Origin of the sequence: Paraburkholderia sabiae, from assembly GCF_030412785.1 — a bacterium.
GTDB lineage: Bacteria > Pseudomonadota > Gammaproteobacteria > Burkholderiales > Burkholderiaceae > Paraburkholderia > Paraburkholderia sabiae.
In genome coordinates, this window is record NZ_CP125295.1 from 5,706,662 (window position 1) to 5,723,578 (window position 16,917).

12 protein-coding genes are annotated in these 16,917 nt (G+C 56.1%); 6 read left to right on the forward strand and 6 right to left on the reverse strand.

The window, feature by feature from the left end; all coding sequences use genetic code 11:
* Positions 1–14: 14 nt before the first annotated feature.
* The 4 genes from QEN71_RS25625 (at position 15) to QEN71_RS25640 (ending at position 6,651) form a co-directional block, all read left to right on the forward strand.
* On the forward strand, positions 15–1,913 hold the full coding sequence (locus QEN71_RS25625; RefSeq protein WP_201651012.1) for a glycosyltransferase family 2 protein: 1,899 nt from the start codon (positions 15–17) through the stop codon (positions 1,911–1,913).
* Complete coding sequence (locus QEN71_RS25630) at positions 1,910–2,842, forward strand: NAD-dependent epimerase/dehydratase family protein (RefSeq protein ID WP_201651011.1); 933 nt, start codon at positions 1,910–1,912, stop codon at positions 2,840–2,842. Before QEN71_RS25625 ends, QEN71_RS25630 begins: the two co-directional genes overlap by 4 nt.
* 243 nt (positions 2,843–3,085) lie before the next feature.
* Positions 3,086–5,695 (forward strand): glycosyltransferase family protein, encoded by a 2,610-nt coding sequence (locus QEN71_RS25635; protein WP_201651010.1) that lies wholly within the window; start codon positions 3,086–3,088, stop codon positions 5,693–5,695.
* An 11-nt stretch (positions 5,696–5,706) separates the two neighbouring features.
* A complete protein-coding gene (locus tag QEN71_RS25640; RefSeq protein WP_201651009.1) occupies positions 5,707–6,651 on the forward strand; it encodes a glycosyltransferase family 2 protein in 945 nt (314 codons plus the stop codon).
* A gap of 1,175 nt (positions 6,652–7,826) precedes the next feature.
* On the opposite strand, the gene QEN71_RS25645 is transcribed toward QEN71_RS25640, so the two are convergent.
* The 6 genes from QEN71_RS25645 to QEN71_RS25670 form a co-directional block, all read right to left on the reverse strand.
* Positions 7,827–9,338, reverse strand: a complete 1,512-nt coding sequence (locus tag QEN71_RS25645) for a hypothetical protein (RefSeq protein ID WP_201651008.1) — start codon at positions 9,336–9,338, stop codon at positions 7,827–7,829.
* A 75-nt stretch (positions 9,339–9,413) separates the two neighbouring features.
* Positions 9,414–9,827 carry a GtrA family protein gene (locus tag QEN71_RS44815; RefSeq protein WP_201651007.1) on the reverse strand — a complete coding sequence of 138 codons (414 nt, stop codon included), beginning with the start codon at positions 9,825–9,827 and terminating at the stop codon, positions 9,414–9,416.
* Positions 9,808–10,482 (reverse strand): class I SAM-dependent methyltransferase, encoded by a 675-nt coding sequence (locus QEN71_RS25655; RefSeq protein ID WP_201651006.1) that lies wholly within the window; start codon positions 10,480–10,482, stop codon positions 9,808–9,810. The genes QEN71_RS44815 and QEN71_RS25655 overlap by 20 nt, the downstream gene beginning before the upstream one ends.
* A 3-nt stretch (positions 10,483–10,485) precedes the next feature.
* Positions 10,486–11,436: a glycosyltransferase family 2 protein gene (locus tag QEN71_RS25660; protein ID WP_201651005.1), complete on the reverse strand. Its 951-nt coding sequence runs from the start codon at positions 11,434–11,436 to the stop codon at positions 10,486–10,488.
* 525 nt (positions 11,437–11,961) lie between these two features.
* Complete coding sequence (locus QEN71_RS25665) at positions 11,962–13,719, reverse strand: ArnT family glycosyltransferase (protein ID WP_201651004.1); 1,758 nt, start codon at positions 13,717–13,719, stop codon at positions 11,962–11,964.
* 128 nt (positions 13,720–13,847) lie between these two features.
* Complete coding sequence (locus QEN71_RS25670) at positions 13,848–14,678, reverse strand: sulfotransferase family 2 domain-containing protein (protein WP_201651003.1); 831 nt, start codon at positions 14,676–14,678, stop codon at positions 13,848–13,850.
* Between the two features lie 382 nt (positions 14,679–15,060).
* Here QEN71_RS25670 and QEN71_RS25675 point away from each other — a divergent pair, with 382 nt between their 5' ends.
* Together QEN71_RS25675 and QEN71_RS25680 are read left to right on the forward strand one after the other, a co-directional pair.
* Positions 15,061–15,984: a glycoside hydrolase family protein gene (locus tag QEN71_RS25675; RefSeq protein WP_201651002.1), complete on the forward strand. Its 924-nt coding sequence runs from the start codon at positions 15,061–15,063 to the stop codon at positions 15,982–15,984.
* A 22-nt stretch (positions 15,985–16,006) separates the two neighbouring features.
* A complete protein-coding gene (locus tag QEN71_RS25680) occupies positions 16,007–16,840 on the forward strand; it encodes a phytanoyl-CoA dioxygenase family protein (protein ID WP_201651001.1) in 834 nt (277 codons plus the stop codon).
* The last annotated feature ends 77 nt before the right edge of the window (positions 16,841–16,917 follow it).

A 16,917-nucleotide genomic window follows, 5' to 3' on the forward strand; every position in this document is an offset into this window, starting at 1 on the left:
TGCCCCAGTTCAACATGAAGAGATATGTCAACCTCGCCCAGCGGTTCATTGGCCTCGTCCGACGGGACGGCGGCTATCCGTTGTTGAAGAAAGGCGTGGACGTATTCAGGCGCGAAGGGTTGACCGGGCTGAAAAGGCGTATCGGCAGTCGGCCGATTCCCGGCGCCGACTACGCCGAGTGGATCGAGAAGTTCGACAAGCTCGACGCAAAGGTCATCGCCGCGCTGAAGGCGGAGGTCGCGGCGATGGTCGCGGCGCCGCGCATCTCGCTGGTCATGCCGACGTATAACGCGGATCCCGTGTGGCTGGCGGAAGCCATCGACTCCGTCCGCAATCAGGTCTATCCGCACTGGGAACTCTGCATTGCAGACGATGCATCGACGAACCAGAATGTGCGTCCGCTGCTCGAGCGCTACATGCAGGAAGATTCGCGCATCCGCGTCGTGTTCCGTGACAAGAACGGGCACATTTCCGCCGCATCGAATAGCGCGCTCGAACTGGTGACGTCCGACTGGGTCGGCCTGCTCGATCACGACGACCTGCTCGCGCCGCATGCGCTCTACTGCGTGGCGAAGGAAGTCGTCCGCCACCCCGACGCCCGCCTCTTCTATTCCGACGAAGACAAGATCGATGTAAAGGGCCGGCGTCACGATCCGTACTTCAAATGCGATATGAACATCGACCTGTTCTATTCGCAGAACATGATTTCGCACTTCGGCGTGTATCAGAAGCGTCTGCTCGATGAAATCGGCGGCTTTCGCACCGGACTCGAAGGCTCGCAGGACCACGACCTCGCGCTGCGTTGCCTGGAGCGTATTGGCGCCCAATCGATCGTCCACATCCCGCGTGTGCTGTATCACTGGCGGGTTCATCCTTCGAGCACGGCGGCATCGGGCGATGCCAAGCCCTATGCCGTCATCGCCGGCGAGCGCGCGCTGAACGAGCATTTCGCTCGGCAAGGGGTCGACGCCAGTGCCGAAGGTCTGCCGTTCGGCTATCGCGTGCGCTATCACCTGCCCAAGCGTCTGCCGCTCGTCAGTCTGATCATTCCGACGCGCAATGGCGTCGGTTTGCTCAGTCAGTGTATCGACAGCATCCAGAAGAAGACGACATACGCGCCGTACGAAATCATCGTCGTCGACAACGGCTCTGACGAGCAGGCCACGCTCGACTATCTGGAGAGCCTGAAGTCCGCCGACAACATCCGCGTGATTCGCGATAACCGCCCGTTCAATTACTCGGCGCTCAACAACATGGCAATCGCGAGCGCGAACGGCGAACTCGTCGGCCTCATCAACAACGACATCGAGGTGATCACCGACACGTGGCTCGAGGAGATGGTGTCGTTGGCCCTCCAGCCCGGCGTCGGTGCCGTCGGCGCGAAACTGCTCTATCCGGATGGGACAGTACAGCACGCGGGAGTCGTTACGGGCCTCGGCGGCGTAGCAGGTCATGCGCACCGCCTTTTCCCGCGCGACAGCTTCGGCTATTTTTCGCGCAACGCGCTGGTCAGCTCGTTCTCCGCGGTAACGGCCGCCTGCCTGATTATCCGCAAGTCCATCTACGAAGAGGTGGGCGGCTTGAACGAGGCCGATCTGACCGTCGCGTTCAACGATGTCGACTTCTGCCTGCGCGTCAGAGAGACCGGCTATCGCAACGTCTGGACGCCTTTTGCGGAGCTGTATCATCACGAGTCCGCAACGCGCGGCACGGAAGACAATCCGGAGAAGGTGGCGCGTTTCGGCCGCGAAGTCGAGTATATGCAGACGCGCTGGGGATATACGTTGAACTACGACCCAGCCTACAGTCCGAACCTGGCGTTGGACCGTACCGACTTCTCCCTCGCCTGGCCGCCCCGGATCGAACCGCTGCCGCGCCATGCCGCGCCGCTCGACAATAAGGAAATGGCATGAGAATTACCGTCTTCGGTGGCGGCGGGTTCATCGGATCGACGATCGTCGATCGCCTGCTGCGCGACAACCACGAGATCTGCGTGTTCGAGCGGCCGCGTGTCGGTCCTTATCGCCCGTTCAACGACAGCGAAAAAGTAAACTGGATGACAGGTGATCTCACCAGCATGCACGACGTCACGGAAGCCATCGACGGCTCCGACATCGTCGTGCATCTGGTGTCGACGACGCTGCCGAAAAGCTCGAACGACGATCCCATCTACGACGTCCAGAGCAATCTCGTCGCCACGCTGCAGTTGCTGAACGCGATGGTCGCGAAGAACGTGAAGAAGATCGTGTTCATTTCGTCAGGCGGGACCGTGTATGGCGACCCGGTCTATCTGCCCATCGACGAAAAGCATCCGACCAATCCGAAGGTGTCGTACGGCATCACCAAACTGGCGATCGAGAAGTACCTGCTGCTCTACCAGTATCAGCACGGGATCAAGGCGAACATCCTGCGAGTCGCCAATCCTTACGGGGAGCGGCAGCGTGTGGAGACAGCGCAAGGCGCCATCGCCGTCTTTCTCGACAAGGCGCTCAGGAAGCAGCCATTCGAGATCTGGGGCGACGGCACCGTCACACGCGATTACCTGTACATCAGCGACGTCGCCGAGGCCTTTGCCCGCGCTGTTCAATACGATGGCAGCGAGTCCGTGTTCAATATCAGCTCGGGCTACGGCACGAGCCTGAACGAAATCATCGGCAAGATCGAAGCGATACTCGAGCATCCTGTGGAGCGGACATATCGTGCGGGACGTCCGTTCGACGTTCCCGCGAGCGTGCTCGATAACACGCTCGCGAAAAGAGAACTCGGCTGGGAACCGAAGGTTGCGTTGGACGCTGGAATTAAAATGACAGCCGCATGGCTGCGCTCTCAGATCCACGAATAACGTCTGGAGCCTACGCGGGGACGGGCCGCCTCGCGCACGCATCAGCGTAACGGGCGCTGCGCACGTGGTACCGGCCCGATGAGAAAAGGCATGCGGCCGCTCCCGGACCGGCATGCCTTGCCGCGACCCGGATTCAGGAGCATGACAGCGCCCCGCCCCACGCGGCCGGGCGCGTTCGGATTCACTCGGGGATAACCTTTGTCGACGACAATCTGGCGTATTCGGCGAACGGACGCAGTTCCGTTGCTGTTGCTTTTTTTGCTGCCTGTCATCGCGGCGCTGCCCGGACTCGCAGGCCTTTACCACGCGAACCCGATGCTGTATCTGGGCATGGTGGCGCAGCACTACAAGCCAGGCCTGACGCAAGGCATTCCGTACGTCGATCCCAACAACGCCTTTACCGCTCAAGCGCTTGGCTATCGCGCGGCGCTGGACTGGCTCAACGGCACTGTTCCCTGGTGGAATTATTTCTCGGGCGTCGGCTTGCCGCTCGCTGCCGAATATCAGCCCGCCGCATTCTTCCCGCCGACCTTGATGCTGCTGTTGCCCAACGGGATGCTGCTGCAGCACATCCTGCTGCAAATCATCGCGGGCTGGGGCACGTACGGCCTGTTGCGGCAGTTGGGACTGAGCCGCTTTGCCGCCGCGACGGGCGGCGCGCTCTTCGCGTTCAACGGCGCGCTCGCGTGGTTCGATCACGCACCGGCGCTGCCTGTGCCCTTCCTGCCGTGGATGCTGTGGGGCGTGGAGCGCGCGTTCGCCAAGGCTCGGCTCGGGACGCCGCGCGGCTGGCGCCTGTTTGCCGTCGCGTTGTGGATGAGCGTCGTCGCCGGTTTTCCCGAAACCGCGTATCTCAATGGCCTGCTCGCGCTCGCGTGGTCGCTCTTGCGCTTGTGGCAGGCGCCGGGTTTCAGGCTGGCGTTTATCGTCCGTCTCGCGATCGGCGGCGTGGTCGGACTGGCGCTTTGTGCCCCGCAAGTCCTCGCCTTCTTCGAGTTCCTGCCGCACGCATGGCTCGGCGGCCATGACGGCGGCTTCGCCAATGCCGCGCTCGATCCGGCAGGCCTCTTGCCTAGCCTGCTGTTCCCGTATGTGTTCGGTCCCATTGCCGCAGGCGGGTTTGCGTGGGACCGTCTCGGCGGAATCTGGGGCAGCATAGGCGGCTATCTCAGCTTGATCGTGGTTGTCGTCGGGTTGTACGGCGCGATGTTGCGACGCACGCCGCTCACGTGGCTGCTGCTGGCCTGGCTGTTCATGGTGCTGGGCAAATCGTTCGGCGTCCCCGTCGTGAGCGCACTGTGGAATCTCATCCCCGGGGTTTCGCAGGCCGCGTTCTACCGCTATGCGGTGCCGACGTGGGAACTCGCGTTCATCATTCTGGCGGCGCAGGCTGTCGACGATCTTCGTGCACAACAGCAGGAGCATGCCACGCATCGACGCCACATCGCGACCCTGTCCGCGCTGCTGCTGATTGGGGGCGTCGTCTACGTGGCGTCCCTGTGGCCTCATCTTCGCGGCTTCGTGCCCGTCCGAAATGCCGCTATCGCGTCCGTCCTGTGGGGCGTGATTTCCGTGGCCGCGCTCGGCGCGATCCTGTGGCGCTGCCGTCCGGCGCGGGGTGCCACGGCGATTGCGGTGTTTCTCGTCGTCGACAGCGTACTGATGTTCTCCGTGCCAACGCTGAGCAATCCACGCTCAGGCGAGGTGGACATGGAAGCAATCGGCTTCCTGCAAAAAAACATCGGACTGCAGCGGATCTATTCGCTTGGTCCGATCCAGGCCAACTACGGTGCCTACTTCGGCCTCGCCGCAATCAACCACAACTACTTGCCCATCAACCGGCGCTGGGTTGACTGGATTCGTGGGAATCTCGACGCCTATGCGGATCCCATCTCCTTCATCGGCAACTATCGAGCTCCCGGTTCCACGGTGCCGACGTCAAGTGAGGAGCTGATCCGCAACCTCGAGAACTACGAATGGATCGGCGTCAAATACGTGATCGCCCGTGCCGGCGACAACCCATTCGTCCCGACGCTCACCAGCAAGACGAACACCGCGAAGCAATCTCCGCTGCCGATGATGCCCAGCGAAGCTGTGTCAGGGACGTTGCCTGCCGGCATGACGGATAAATCCGTCACGATCGATCAGATCGGCGTGTCCGTCGGCAACTATGGCAACACGTCGGACGGCATGCTCACGGCGGAAGTCTGCGTCGACTCCGTTTGCTCCGGTGGACAGCGGGATTTGAAGGAGTCGAACGACAATTTGACGTTCTATATCCCGTTGTCCCGGGCGCTGTCGGTTGACGCACGCGCTATCGTTCGCTACCGGTTTGCGCGCAGCGGCGGCACCAAGCCCCTCGTGCTGTGGATGGCCCCCGTTCGCGAGCGTGCCGACGATCAGCAACTGACGGGACCGGCGGGTGTACAGACCGCGCACGGCTTACAGATCAAACTGCCGATCCAGGACGACAAGCCTTCGCTGGCCAGGCAGGTGTATGCCGACCAGGTCATGAACATTTTCGAACTCGACCAGCCGAAGCCGTACTTCGAAGCGGCCGATGAGGCGTGCCGCATCACAGCGCACGACCGCGAACACGTGACGGCCGACTGCGCGGCCCCCTCCACCCTGCTGCGGCGCGAATTATTTTTCCCTGGCTGGACGGCGAAGGTCAACGGTTCGCCAACATCGATTGCGGAACACAGAGACCTGTTCCAGGCCATCGCTTTGCCCGCAGGCAAAAGCAGCGTCGTCTTCGGCTACGAGCCACCGCATATGATCTGGGCGTGGCTCGCCATGCTCGTCGCGTTCGGCATGTTGCTCATGCCTGCCATGAAAAAGAAATCGCAATAAAGGAAACAACAATGAGGCCGTGCAAGATCGCAGTTCTGATTCCCTGTTACAACGAGGAAGTTGCCATTGGCAAGGTGGTCCGTAACTTCAGGGAAGCGCTCCCCGACGCGACGGTCTATGTCTACGACAACAACTCTCGCGACAACACGGCTAGCGTTGCCGCGCAGGCGGGTGCCGTCGTGCGGAAAGAAACGCAGCAGGGTAAGGGCCACGTCGTGCGCCGGATGTTCCGCGACATCGACGCCGATTACTACATCATGGCCGACGGCGACGATACGTACGAAGCCAGCCTCGCGCCCGACATGTTGCGCACGGCCATGTCCGGTCCGTACGACCTGGTCAATTACATCCGCAAGGAAACCGAGGACGCGGCCTATCGGGGCGGCCATCGCTTCGGCAACCGGATGCTGACGGGCGTCGTGCGCAAGATCTTCGGCAACCGTGTCAAGGACATGCTATCGGGCTACAAGGTGTTTTCGCGACGCTTCGTGAAGTCCTTTCCTGCGTTGTCGGCGGGCTTCGACATCGAGACTGAACTGACGATCCACGCGCTCGAACTGTCGATGCCGATTTCACACGTCGAGGGTCCGTATCGGGGCCGGCCCGAGGGATCGGAAAGCAAGTTGAACACCTATCGTGACGGTTACAGGATCCTGATGTTGATCATGAAGCTGATTCGTCACGAACGGCCGATGTTCTTTTTCACCTGCTTCGGCACGCTGCTGACGTTGATCGCGTTGGTGCTGATCGAGCCGGTTTTCGCACACTACGTGGAGACGGGTCTGGTGCCGCGCCTGCCGACGGCCATTCTGTCGATGAGCCTCGTGATACTCGCGTCGTTGAGCGTGATGACGGGGATGATTCTGGACACCGTCAGCCGCGGGCGTAGAGAGGTGAGGTTGCTGGCTTACTTGCAGTATTCGCCGTTTAGCTCAACGGAAGGGGTTGAGGTGTGAGACGTCGGAAAATGCTTTACGCAAGCTCCCATCCGAAAGCGCGTACGTCCATGAAGAATGTTGACATGCCGACTGTCGTGCTTACCGACAACGAGCGTTCTTAACGCATCGTACGTGAGCTCCAGCCATACTAGGCTTTAAAGGTGCCACATTGACGTTAAAGTCGGTGCTCATAGCCAACTCCATAGCTCGCACGAAGACTTAGTCGGGTAGTACGCAGACGGCACGCATCAGTGCTTCCACCGTGCATACGCCCCGCGCCCGGTTCCGCCCGCACTGAGCGCACCGGTCGGCAGCCGCCTTACGAGCCTTTGCTAAATGGAGCCGGCCGCGACTGACTTCTCTTTGGAACCAATCCTCCTGATTTGCGTACGCGCCGGCGTTTCGATGAACGTCCAAAGCAAAGGTGCAATCGTTACCGCAGCTATCTAATATGCGATGCAGAGAGTGGAATCTGAGCCCCTAAGTTACCTCGATAGCGGTCAACCACCCTCAACAGCAGCAGATGAGATAAAAATTGGGCAAAGCCTGGGCTCTCCCAAAACGACGAGCGGGCGAACCGAGATCAGCTTTGAGAATAGCCCGTTACCGAGCGCAAATACCAGAATCAACAGCGGGAAAGCTGGCGCGTCGGTACATTCAGCATTCAACCGACATTAGCAAGGCAGCCGTGGGCACGGTCGGCAACACCTATACGCCGGTCCAGCGTAAGCGCTCGGCAAACCCGACTTGACGGGTGGAGCTAGCCGAAGGATGTATCTCCACGCCGCGCGCACAACCCAGACACGACTCCGATGGCGACGCCAGCGCAAGCCGAACTTTCTGCTGGCAACGAGATTACCAGTTCGAGCGCGCCAGCGATGACTTACGCCTGCGCTCCGCTAAGCCACGCTGACATCGTCGCGATAGAAACCAGCTTGAACGCGGGCAAAGGATTTCTAGGAGGCGCGCCGACGTAAGGCTACCCGACCGTCGGCGGTGTGTTGCACACGTTCAGTGAAACGGTTTTCTCGATCTTTGCAGCTGCAGTTCGGGATTTCGTCTATGGGTGCAAGTCCGCTGCTGCCGGGCAAATTTCGACGCTGCCGAGCGCAAGGGGCGCGATGCTATAGGCGCTACTAAAGCTGCTTGTCTTTCCGTCGGTTAATCGGACGGCGGCAAGAGGCTGGGTCACTTCACTCATTACTGCTTCGGAGTAGTCGGCGGAGCAAAATCCCACTGAGAACGACAATCGGCAACTGGATGAGATACGATGGCCAACTCATCCAAGGCCCATAATGCATAAACAACATCTGCTTGGGGAAGTCGAGTAACCCATCGCCGTCGCCCCCTGTCCACGGCGCCAGGTTCAGCTTTAGCCAGAACTGCGCATATAAGATAGCAAGCGCGAAAAACGCAATTGTGAACGGCCTGCTCAACTTGCTTTTCGCGAGGACCAGAACAAGCGCCACAACCACGAATGGCCATGCGCCGAGCACGTAGCGAGGCTCGGTCACGAGTCCAAGCGGCAGGGTCATAGCGACTACACCCATGACGCCGGGTCCTAATTTGCGAACCTCAACGCATACATCCGGCCAGTAGATCACCGACAATAAAATCGCGGGACCCCAAGTGAGTGTGAGTGTTAGCAGAGGCAACAGGAATTTTCCCTCTCCATTGAGAGGAAATACCGCCCACTCGAGCACTTGAAGGAAGCCGTTCGGGTCTGGGAGAGCTGGGTTTGAGATGAGTCGCACGATGCAAGCAGGGATAAGCAGACCTGCTGCGGCCAAAATCCAAAGATGGATCTTGACCGTTCTGCGTTGCGCGACTATTGCGGACAGATTTTGCAGGGATCCTAGAACCATAAGCATCGCGACGATCACCGCCAACAACGAGGGAGCGCCGGCAAAGAAGCGCTCAAAGACATGAACGCGCTCCGAGTTTTGAGGCGCGAATCGAAGTACGAAAGCGATGATGCAATACGCTGTGATCGAGAGCGCAAGTATGACCAAAAAAGACGCCTTGAATACGAAGAAGAATTTCTTAGAGTTGAAGGTGGAGCGGGGGGGATTCGCGCTCTCATCATTCATGGTCATACATAAGGATAGCATCAGCATTGCACCGTATATGCTGGTTATCTGCCAAACGAAAGATCCAACGACAGTGATGGTAAACAGCGGGATGGGGCTGCGCTTTAAATAAAAAAGAAGTAGAAGAAGGCTAATTAGTACAGCCGTGACATCTGTTGACACGGGGTAGTACATAACCTGCTTCGAAACAATAAAATTTACGAATATTCCGGAAAATCCTAGCCAGCGTCCGGTGACTGACAGCGAAAGATGGTTTGCGATGCGTTTCCATGCAATGGTTGCACATAGCAAAAGGGTGAGGTTATATATGGAGAATGCGTGAATGATGTTGATGTTGGTAAATGGCGCACGCCACATCAAGAGCATTGTTCTCACAACTGCGGAAGGAAGGATGCGCTGAGCGTAGTAATGACTGAGTTTGCCATCACTGATCAGAGATCCCAGGTTGCGGACCATGTCAGCATAGGTGACTCCATCCCAACCAAACCCTCCGCCAGCGGGGACGATTTCGCCGAAGAAAAAGTTGAATAGCCCCAAAACGAGCACGAAGCACGTCATCAGTCTGTGGCTACCGTCTGCATTCTGAAAAGATAGCCACTGGCCCGCAGATTTCATTGATTTCTCTTGAATCAGAGTTTTTGTTAGTCTTGGTTCCGCAGCCCGATAAACTCTAGGCTGCAGCCCTATTATTTAGCGCTCATGCTTGAGCAAAGGCGACGCCGATCTAAAGACGAACCATCGGGTAACAGCATACATAAGGGCTGTGTACGTCACGGTAGCGAGTAGCTGCGCCAAGTTCGCATTGAGGTGAAACTCATTGATGGCAATGTAAAGCGTGGCAAGGTTCACCGCGAAGCACGCGAAAAAGGCGACCAGATACCGAAGTCCTTCCTCGACGAATCTGCCATTGCTGCGAAAAACAAGCTTTTTGGAGACAAAAAAGCTAAGCGCAAGCCCGATAGCATAGCCGCCAATATTGGCTACGACCGGTGATGTCCCGCATTTCATGAGCACGAAAATCGCGCTAAACCCTGCAATCGTGTTCAGGACGCCGCTGCCCGCGTAGCGGGACAGAAGCGCTGACTCACTTTTCCATCTGGACATAGTATTGCGCACCGAGAGGCAATCGTTTGAGGTACGGTTCGAAGCCGCGGAGAGCAGCCAGCGGACGAGGGAAGAACAATGTGTAGCCGTGTTGCTCGGTTGAAAATCCGGCGGCTTTCGTTAGATCCAATGCAGTTCTGAGACTCAGCATCTCCGCGTCGACGTCAAATGGACAACGCTCAAATATCCAACGCGTCGCCGGATTCAGCGGATTGTGTTCGAAGAGGAACATGATTCCATTAGGAGCTAACGCTCGATTGCAGCGATCGAGCGCTAGCGGCCTTTGATCTGGAGGAATATGGTGAAACACATTGGCTGCGACGATCGCGTCGAAGCTAACGTATTCTGCAATTGACCAATCAGAGAACAGGTGCGCCGAAGGCGTTCGTTCATGCGCGAAATTTAACGAGTCTTGGGAGACGTCAAACCCCCAAAGTTCTGCATCAGGGAAATATTGCGCCAGATGAGGTAGGCTGCGTCCAGCGCCGCAACCGAAGTCTAAGATTCGTCGTGGTTGACGATCTTTGAGACGCTTGGCCATCAACGCGATCTTGTACTCAGCAAAATAACCGTCTTCGTTTAGTCCATCCGGGATTGACTCGCCGAGAACACGATCATAGTCTTGCGCAAACTTGTCGAATTCGGATTTGGCCATTGTTCAACCTTCCCAAGTTCGATGAGCGACAACATATTGTGGCTTGCGATTTAGCTTCAGATATGTCCGGCCGAGATACTCGCCGACCATCCCGATGCAGAGCGTCTGAATACCGCCAATAAACAAAATTGTCGCAATTAGCGAGGACCATCCGGCCTGAATCTCAGGGTGACGAAGCTTCTCGATGATCACGATCGCAATAAACACCATGCTCAATGAAGCGAGCGAGAACCCGGCTATTGAGGCGATTCTGAGCGGCAGGACTGAAAAGCTAGTAGCCATCTTCAACCAAAGGGAAAGCGAGCGGGACAGATTGTAGTTTCCCTTTCCGTCTTGGCGTGCTTGGTGATGGATGTCTACAGTCTTGATGGACCTAGTGACGTCGAGAATCAATCCGTCCAGATATGCATAAGGGCCATCGTATTTAATGACTTCATCTACGACTTCCTTTCGTAGGGCCTTGAACGAGGAAAGGTAAAGTCCTTTTGGCTTGTCAAGCAAGCGGGTGGCTACCCAATCATTGAACTTGCTACCAAACTTCTTCCATGCGGCATGCTGGCGGTTCAGATAGTTTGTGTAGCAAACGTCGTAACCTTCAAGAAGGGTTGCGACCATCGTTCCAATCGCCGATGGAGGGTGCTGAAGGTCGTCGTCCATGATGACGACGAACTCGCCGGTCGCATGGTTAAGGCCAGCCATGGTGGCGTTATGCTGGCCGAAATTGCGTCGTAGCGATATTCCCTTAACGAATGGGAATTCCCTTGCGAGGGTGCGAATCACTTCCCACGAGTTGTCCGGGCTCGAATCGTTCACGAGCACTAACTCGAAGCGTCCATCAAGTCCAGCCGAATGCATTTCCTCGCCGACTGTTCGCACGAGCAACGGCAAGATTTCTGCGCTGCGGTAGACTGGCACGACGATTGAAAGGCTATAGGTTTTTTGATCGACTCGCATAGGAACTTTTTGACGGGGGCTCCGTTTGATTCGCGTGGTCTGTTTCGTGGGGAGGGATCCCAAATCCACGAAGCGGGGATCCGGCCAAACACCCCGCTATCGATGCTTAACCCACGAGTATACTCGAGCCGCAAAATGGCGTAAGGAGATCAGAATCTGCCTTGGGCTCGAGCACATCTGCATCGTTCTACAATGGCGCCGTTTGTAGCCGATCACGTGGACATCGCCGGCATCGTCGCTCCAGAGCGGCGGGACGTTGCGGATTGCACCTGTTGCTCCCGGTGAAGTAGTGCCACCGGCGACAACCGGCGCGACGGACCAATATCCGACCCGTGCGGAGATACATCGTCGACGATCCCGCAGCGGCGCGGTCAGGTCGTCGCACGTTTCGTCGATCCCGTACTTCGTGAACTTCGCTGCGCAGCTCGGCTAACGGGATCGCACCAGGCATTCGCGCCGGCCTGATTGTCCGAATACGGGCACCCGCGCGGGGCGCCTATCCGAGCTGAATTGTAAATAGCCGCCTCATTTCACCGCAACGCCCGCGTTGCAACTCGCCACATTTCTTTTCCATACAGCAAGATGCTGCCCAGGTCGCGGTGTTGGAAAATCTCTCACGTGCTCGAAGCCTAAGGATTTCAAAGCAATTGTCATCGAGGCCAGATCGGCTCTCGGTGAGAACTCTCCATGTTGATCATTAAGCATCATCGCGAAACACGCGGCATCTTGAGGAGGCCGAGCGAGCCAACTCGTATACGAATCCAATTTTGGCTCGAGAAGAGCAGGATCGACTTGAACCATCGGCAACATGAAGCCAGACTGTTTGATCATTTCCAATCCGATTGAATTGACATTCAATATCATGTGACGAGACAGGAGTAGAACAGGACTTTTGTTGAAATCTTCCGTAGCCAGATAAGTTGAAACCGACCTGTTCAGATTGCGCCAGGCGATGGCCTCATCCCGATCCAGAATAAAATTCTGCTTATTTTCGAGCGGCGGGAAGTCGTTTTGTTGCAGAGACATATGCACAAGGGTACCGCAGTCCAGCAAGGGGCCAGTCCAGGCATCATCGCCACCAAAACCTTGGGAAAAAGGCTTGGACATTGCCACACAGCGATAGAGATCCTGGTGAGCATAAGCGGATAGCGCGAAGAATCCGATGAATAATGTGAAATATGCTGCCTGAAGCCATCGCAAGCCAATTGTTCCAAGCCACGCCGCCACGCAATAAATCATGACGGTATAAATAGGCGCATCAAATCCTGTCCCCATATTTTGACTCGTCCAAAGAATGCCAAAACATGCAAGACAAAGCGCGGAGCCTGCGATAATCAAATTCCCTGTGACACCCCTCTTTCTACCGATTAGCACAGATAACAGCCCGATCAGGAAGATCGGCACGACAAAAAAGAAATGCGGCAAACGCATCTGGACAAAAATCCAGCGAAAGCGCAAGCTCAAATTCGCCCAAGTAAATATTCCCTGTGAGTGCCCATATTCTGCCGCGTGCGCGCCATAGCCAAACGAAAACAGATAGCCGAAGACGCTCGCAAAATTCCTTATATACCAAGGGAGTGCGACTATGAGAAACACGATTACCGACAGCAAAATATTTTTCAGTGTTTCTCGCGAAAAACCGCGTGCCAAGTAAAGGTAAAGAAGAAACGAAAAAGCAAATGCTGGTAGGAAGGCAACAGCCATTGTCCTCGACAAGATCATGCATCCGAGAGCCGCACCTACCAGCGCGGAATAGGAGCTAAGCCGGAAGCCATCAGAAAGAACGAAACAGGCGAAGCTGGCAAAGAAGAAAAACGTTGTAGGTGTGACAAATTGAAAGCCGCGGCTGAACACCACGAAATCCGACAGCGAAGCGAGGAGAATACATGCCAGCAATGCATGCAGCAAAGACGAGCGTCTGAGTACGACAAACATCAATACCAACGTGCCAACAGCAAACCCCACGTTGCAAAGAAATCCATAGTTCTCGTTAACGCCAAAGCCAATCATCGCCAATGATGCCACTATAGGCGCCATCGGTGCGAATCCAAGCGGCGCAGAAAGCGCTCGCAACCAGCCGGTCCAACCACCGTATATTTTCGCCTTTGCAAAAGCGACCGAGAGCGCCAGATATCCAGACTCGTCGATATCCAGTGATTGACCGAACCGATATTCGATTAGCCAGTGCACCGACTGATAAATGAACAATGCCAGCAGCGCGGCGAACAGAATGTATATAACTGCGTCAGTGCGACGAGAATTAAGAATTTTATGTTTCGTCATTACCACATCCAGCGTTGAAGTCTTAAACACGGCTGTCGCGTCAGCCGCAAATTCCTGGGTTGCAGCTGGCTTCTCACGACTCGCTCCAGCTTAATTCGAATCGAGAATCTGGCGACACATTCTCGCGGCTAATCTTGATGTTCAAGATAAGTCCTGAAAACCCGATCGTAATCAGTCTGGTAATAGATCTCTGCCCATCGCGGTGAAAAACTCTCAGCCAGAACAGCATACATTTGCATATCGACAGCATTCAATTGTTCCGCCAGCCGGATATCTTCGGGATCGACATCGGCATAGCTCGAATCCGAGATCCTGATATTGTGGCGCGGGGAAAATCTCATACCGGTCATTGCGAACAGCAACTTGACGGAGGCGACATAATTCTCCTGGATCCCCACCCAATAGTAATTTCGCTTGATCCACTCTGCCGCGTCGGCACCATTGCTGACCAAATCTGGTGTCAGCTGGCGACAGATTGCATTGATGTTTTCTGGAGCCCGAACAAAATCACGAAATGTCGGATAATCCCTTTTGAACGAAGCATTATCCGGATGCGCACTCGAGCAATGATACTTATAAAAAGAGACGAGTCTAGAAATGGGGTGTCTGATGAAAGTCACCAACCTGCCCTGAACCAGATTTTTCTTTCCAGAAATCTGACCATATGTAAAATGCCCGGACACCATCCGGCAACGAGTCATACGGCGTCCATTCACTTCCAGAAGATTGCCATCCATTATTGCCGCATACTTTTTTAAATCGATGGGCAATTCGATTTTTGAAAAATCGACAAACACATTCTCGGACGGCTGAAATCTTTCCGCGAGTTCTTCGCGGAAAGACGAACCCGCAGTTTTGGCGACATGGAGAAAAATGATCGGCTTCGCTTGCTCTTCTCTGTCATCGAGACTACGAAGAATAAATGCCTCGGCGCCGAGGTCGAACAAATCGTTAATCATTTCGCTTTTCCTGATATTGCATTAGTCGCCGGACTCATTGCTCGCATCGGTGTCCTTCGCTTTCGTCCACATAACCTCGACGCCAACCGCGACACCACGAGATCCGTGACACGGAAAGCACTCACCATCGTGTACGCGCGGTTGAGTACGCGCTGGAAGTGGGAATGACAGCCGACAGACACTGGACGCCGACAACTTCGCAGCCAACGTGTGCTGGCAAACCCGTATTAGACCCCGTCTGACCGCCCTTGTATAGGCGCAGCAAAGCCGGTTTGGTTCGGCGGTAAGGCCGGGTAAGCTGTTTTTCGTAATCCCGAGCCCCGTATTAAACCCAACACCCGGTCGCTATAATGGCAGTTTCAGTTCGGGGAATTTCCTGAATATGCAATGGCTTAAACGCGGGCTTGTCTATCGCACCGATCAGGATGCTCCAGCTGGGACCGTGCGCGCCATGGTTCCGACCCCTTTGCTCGTCGACGATCGCACCATCCGCATTTTCCTCACCGTTTGCGATGCGGACAATGTCGGACGACCGTATTTCGTCGACGTCGACGCGTCCGATCCCACGAAAATCGTTGGGAAATCGACCGGCCCTCTGATGCAAACGGGTGCTCCAGGAGCATTCGACGAGCGGGGCATCGTCTGTGCGCAAGTGCTCCGAAATCCGGATGGCGCCTTGATGATGTACTACTCCGGTTTTGAACGGTCCGACTCCGTCCGATACAAGATATTCATGGGCCTCGCAAAAAGCGTCGATAACGGCGAGAACTTCATACGTGTATATGATGCACCCATCCTCGGGCCCACCGAGGCGGAATCGATGTTTCGCTGCGCACCGTTCGTCATAGCGACCGAACGCGGCTATCAAATGTGGTACACCGCCGGGTCAAGCTGGGAAATCGTCAGCGGCAAAGAAGTCCCGCGCTACTCGCTGAAATACCTAGAATCGACCGACGGAATCGACTGGGGAAGTGAAGGTGTTCCCTGCATGCGCTTTGGACCCGATGAACATGGCATTGGCCGTCCGTGGATCACGAAGTCGGCAGAGGGCAAATACCAGCTCTACTACTCCGTCCGCCGTATTTCGCTCGCTGCATATCGTCTCGGTTACGCCGAGTCCGACAATGGTCTCGACTGGAGTCGGATGGACAATCAACTCGGATTAGACGTTTCTCCCGGGTCGTTCGACTCCGATGGGATGTCGTACACAGCGTTGATCAGCGCTGGCGACAAGACTTACTGTTTCTACAACGGTAACGGGTTCGGTCGCGATGGATTCGCGGTTGCAGAACTCATTGCCCCTTAGATTGCGCTCGCAAACCTCCGACATGAAAGACTCTGAAACGGCAGTACTGACGCACGGAGTATCGCAACGACTCGCGTGCGAAGATGTCATCGACGAGGCGGTTGCTGAACTCCGTATCAACGGATATACGGTAATAGACAGTGGCCTACCTGCCGAGTTGATTGAAAAACTCAAATCGGGAATCGACCGGATTTATCAGACTCAGATTCGCGAGCTTGGCGATGAGCAGGCACTCGCGAGCATCAGCGACACGGACATCGCTCGTTGTGTTCTGACTTATGACGCCGACTTTCTAAGCGTCGCAACGGCTCCAAATCTGATGAAGCTTGCGACCAGGCTGCTGGGAACAGAATTCGTGTTGATGCAACAGAATGGCATCATCAACCGACCTGACCGCCAGAACTATCAGGTGAAGTGGCATCGTGACCTCAGCTATCAACACTGGACGAGTTCGAAAACAATCGCGTTCAACGCGTTGTTATGCGTAGATGAGTTTACCCTCGAGAACGGCGCGTCCTTCGTTCTGCCTGCAACACATCATATCGAGGCATTCCCCACCGACCAGTTCGTGCGCCAGCATGAAAGACAAATTGCGGCGCCAGCTGGATCGTTCATTGTGCTGGACGCGATGCTGTATCACCGGGGTGGAATTAATGTATCGAACGACGTTCGTCGGGCCGTCAATCACCTCATTGGCCTGCCGTTTCTCGCGCAACAAGTGAATTTCGAAACCGCATTCGAAAGCACGGGCATGTCGGCACCCACCGATCCAAACGTGCGAAAGTATCTGGGCTTCCGCTGGTCACCGGCGGCGAACGCCAGGGACTGGCGGGAACGCCGCATGCCCTCGCGATAACTTCGATCGCGATGCGTCCGCCCTCGGGCGAGATTCCAGGCCGCGCAATGCGGCCTGGTTAGCGCGGACATGCCCCG

Coding starts and splice junctions, on each gene's coding strand:
- QEN71_RS25665 (WP_201651004.1), bottom strand. CDS start 13,719: ATGACGAAACATAAAATTCTTAATTCTCGTCGCACTGACGCAGTTATA.
- QEN71_RS25625 (WP_201651012.1), top strand. CDS start 15: ATGAAGAGATATGTCAACCTCGCCCAGCGGTTCATTGGCCTCGTCCGA.
- QEN71_RS25660 (WP_201651005.1), bottom strand. CDS start 11,436: ATGCGAGTCGATCAAAAAACCTATAGCCTTTCAATCGTCGTGCCAGTC.
- QEN71_RS25645 (WP_201651008.1), bottom strand. CDS start 9,338: ATGAAATCTGCGGGCCAGTGGCTATCTTTTCAGAATGCAGACGGTAGC.
- QEN71_RS25670 (WP_201651003.1), bottom strand. CDS start 14,678: ATGATTAACGATTTGTTCGACCTCGGCGCCGAGGCATTTATTCTTCGT.
- QEN71_RS25630 (WP_201651011.1), top strand. CDS start 1,910: ATGAGAATTACCGTCTTCGGTGGCGGCGGGTTCATCGGATCGACGATC.
- QEN71_RS25655 (WP_201651006.1), bottom strand. CDS start 10,482: ATGGCCAAATCCGAATTCGACAAGTTTGCGCAAGACTATGATCGTGTT.
- QEN71_RS44815 (WP_201651007.1), bottom strand. CDS start 9,827: ATGTCCAGATGGAAAAGTGAGTCAGCGCTTCTGTCCCGCTACGCGGGC.
- QEN71_RS25640 (WP_201651009.1), top strand. CDS start 5,707: ATGAGGCCGTGCAAGATCGCAGTTCTGATTCCCTGTTACAACGAGGAA.
- QEN71_RS25675 (WP_201651002.1), top strand. CDS start 15,061: ATGCAATGGCTTAAACGCGGGCTTGTCTATCGCACCGATCAGGATGCT.
- QEN71_RS25680 (WP_201651001.1), top strand. CDS start 16,007: ATGAAAGACTCTGAAACGGCAGTACTGACGCACGGAGTATCGCAACGA.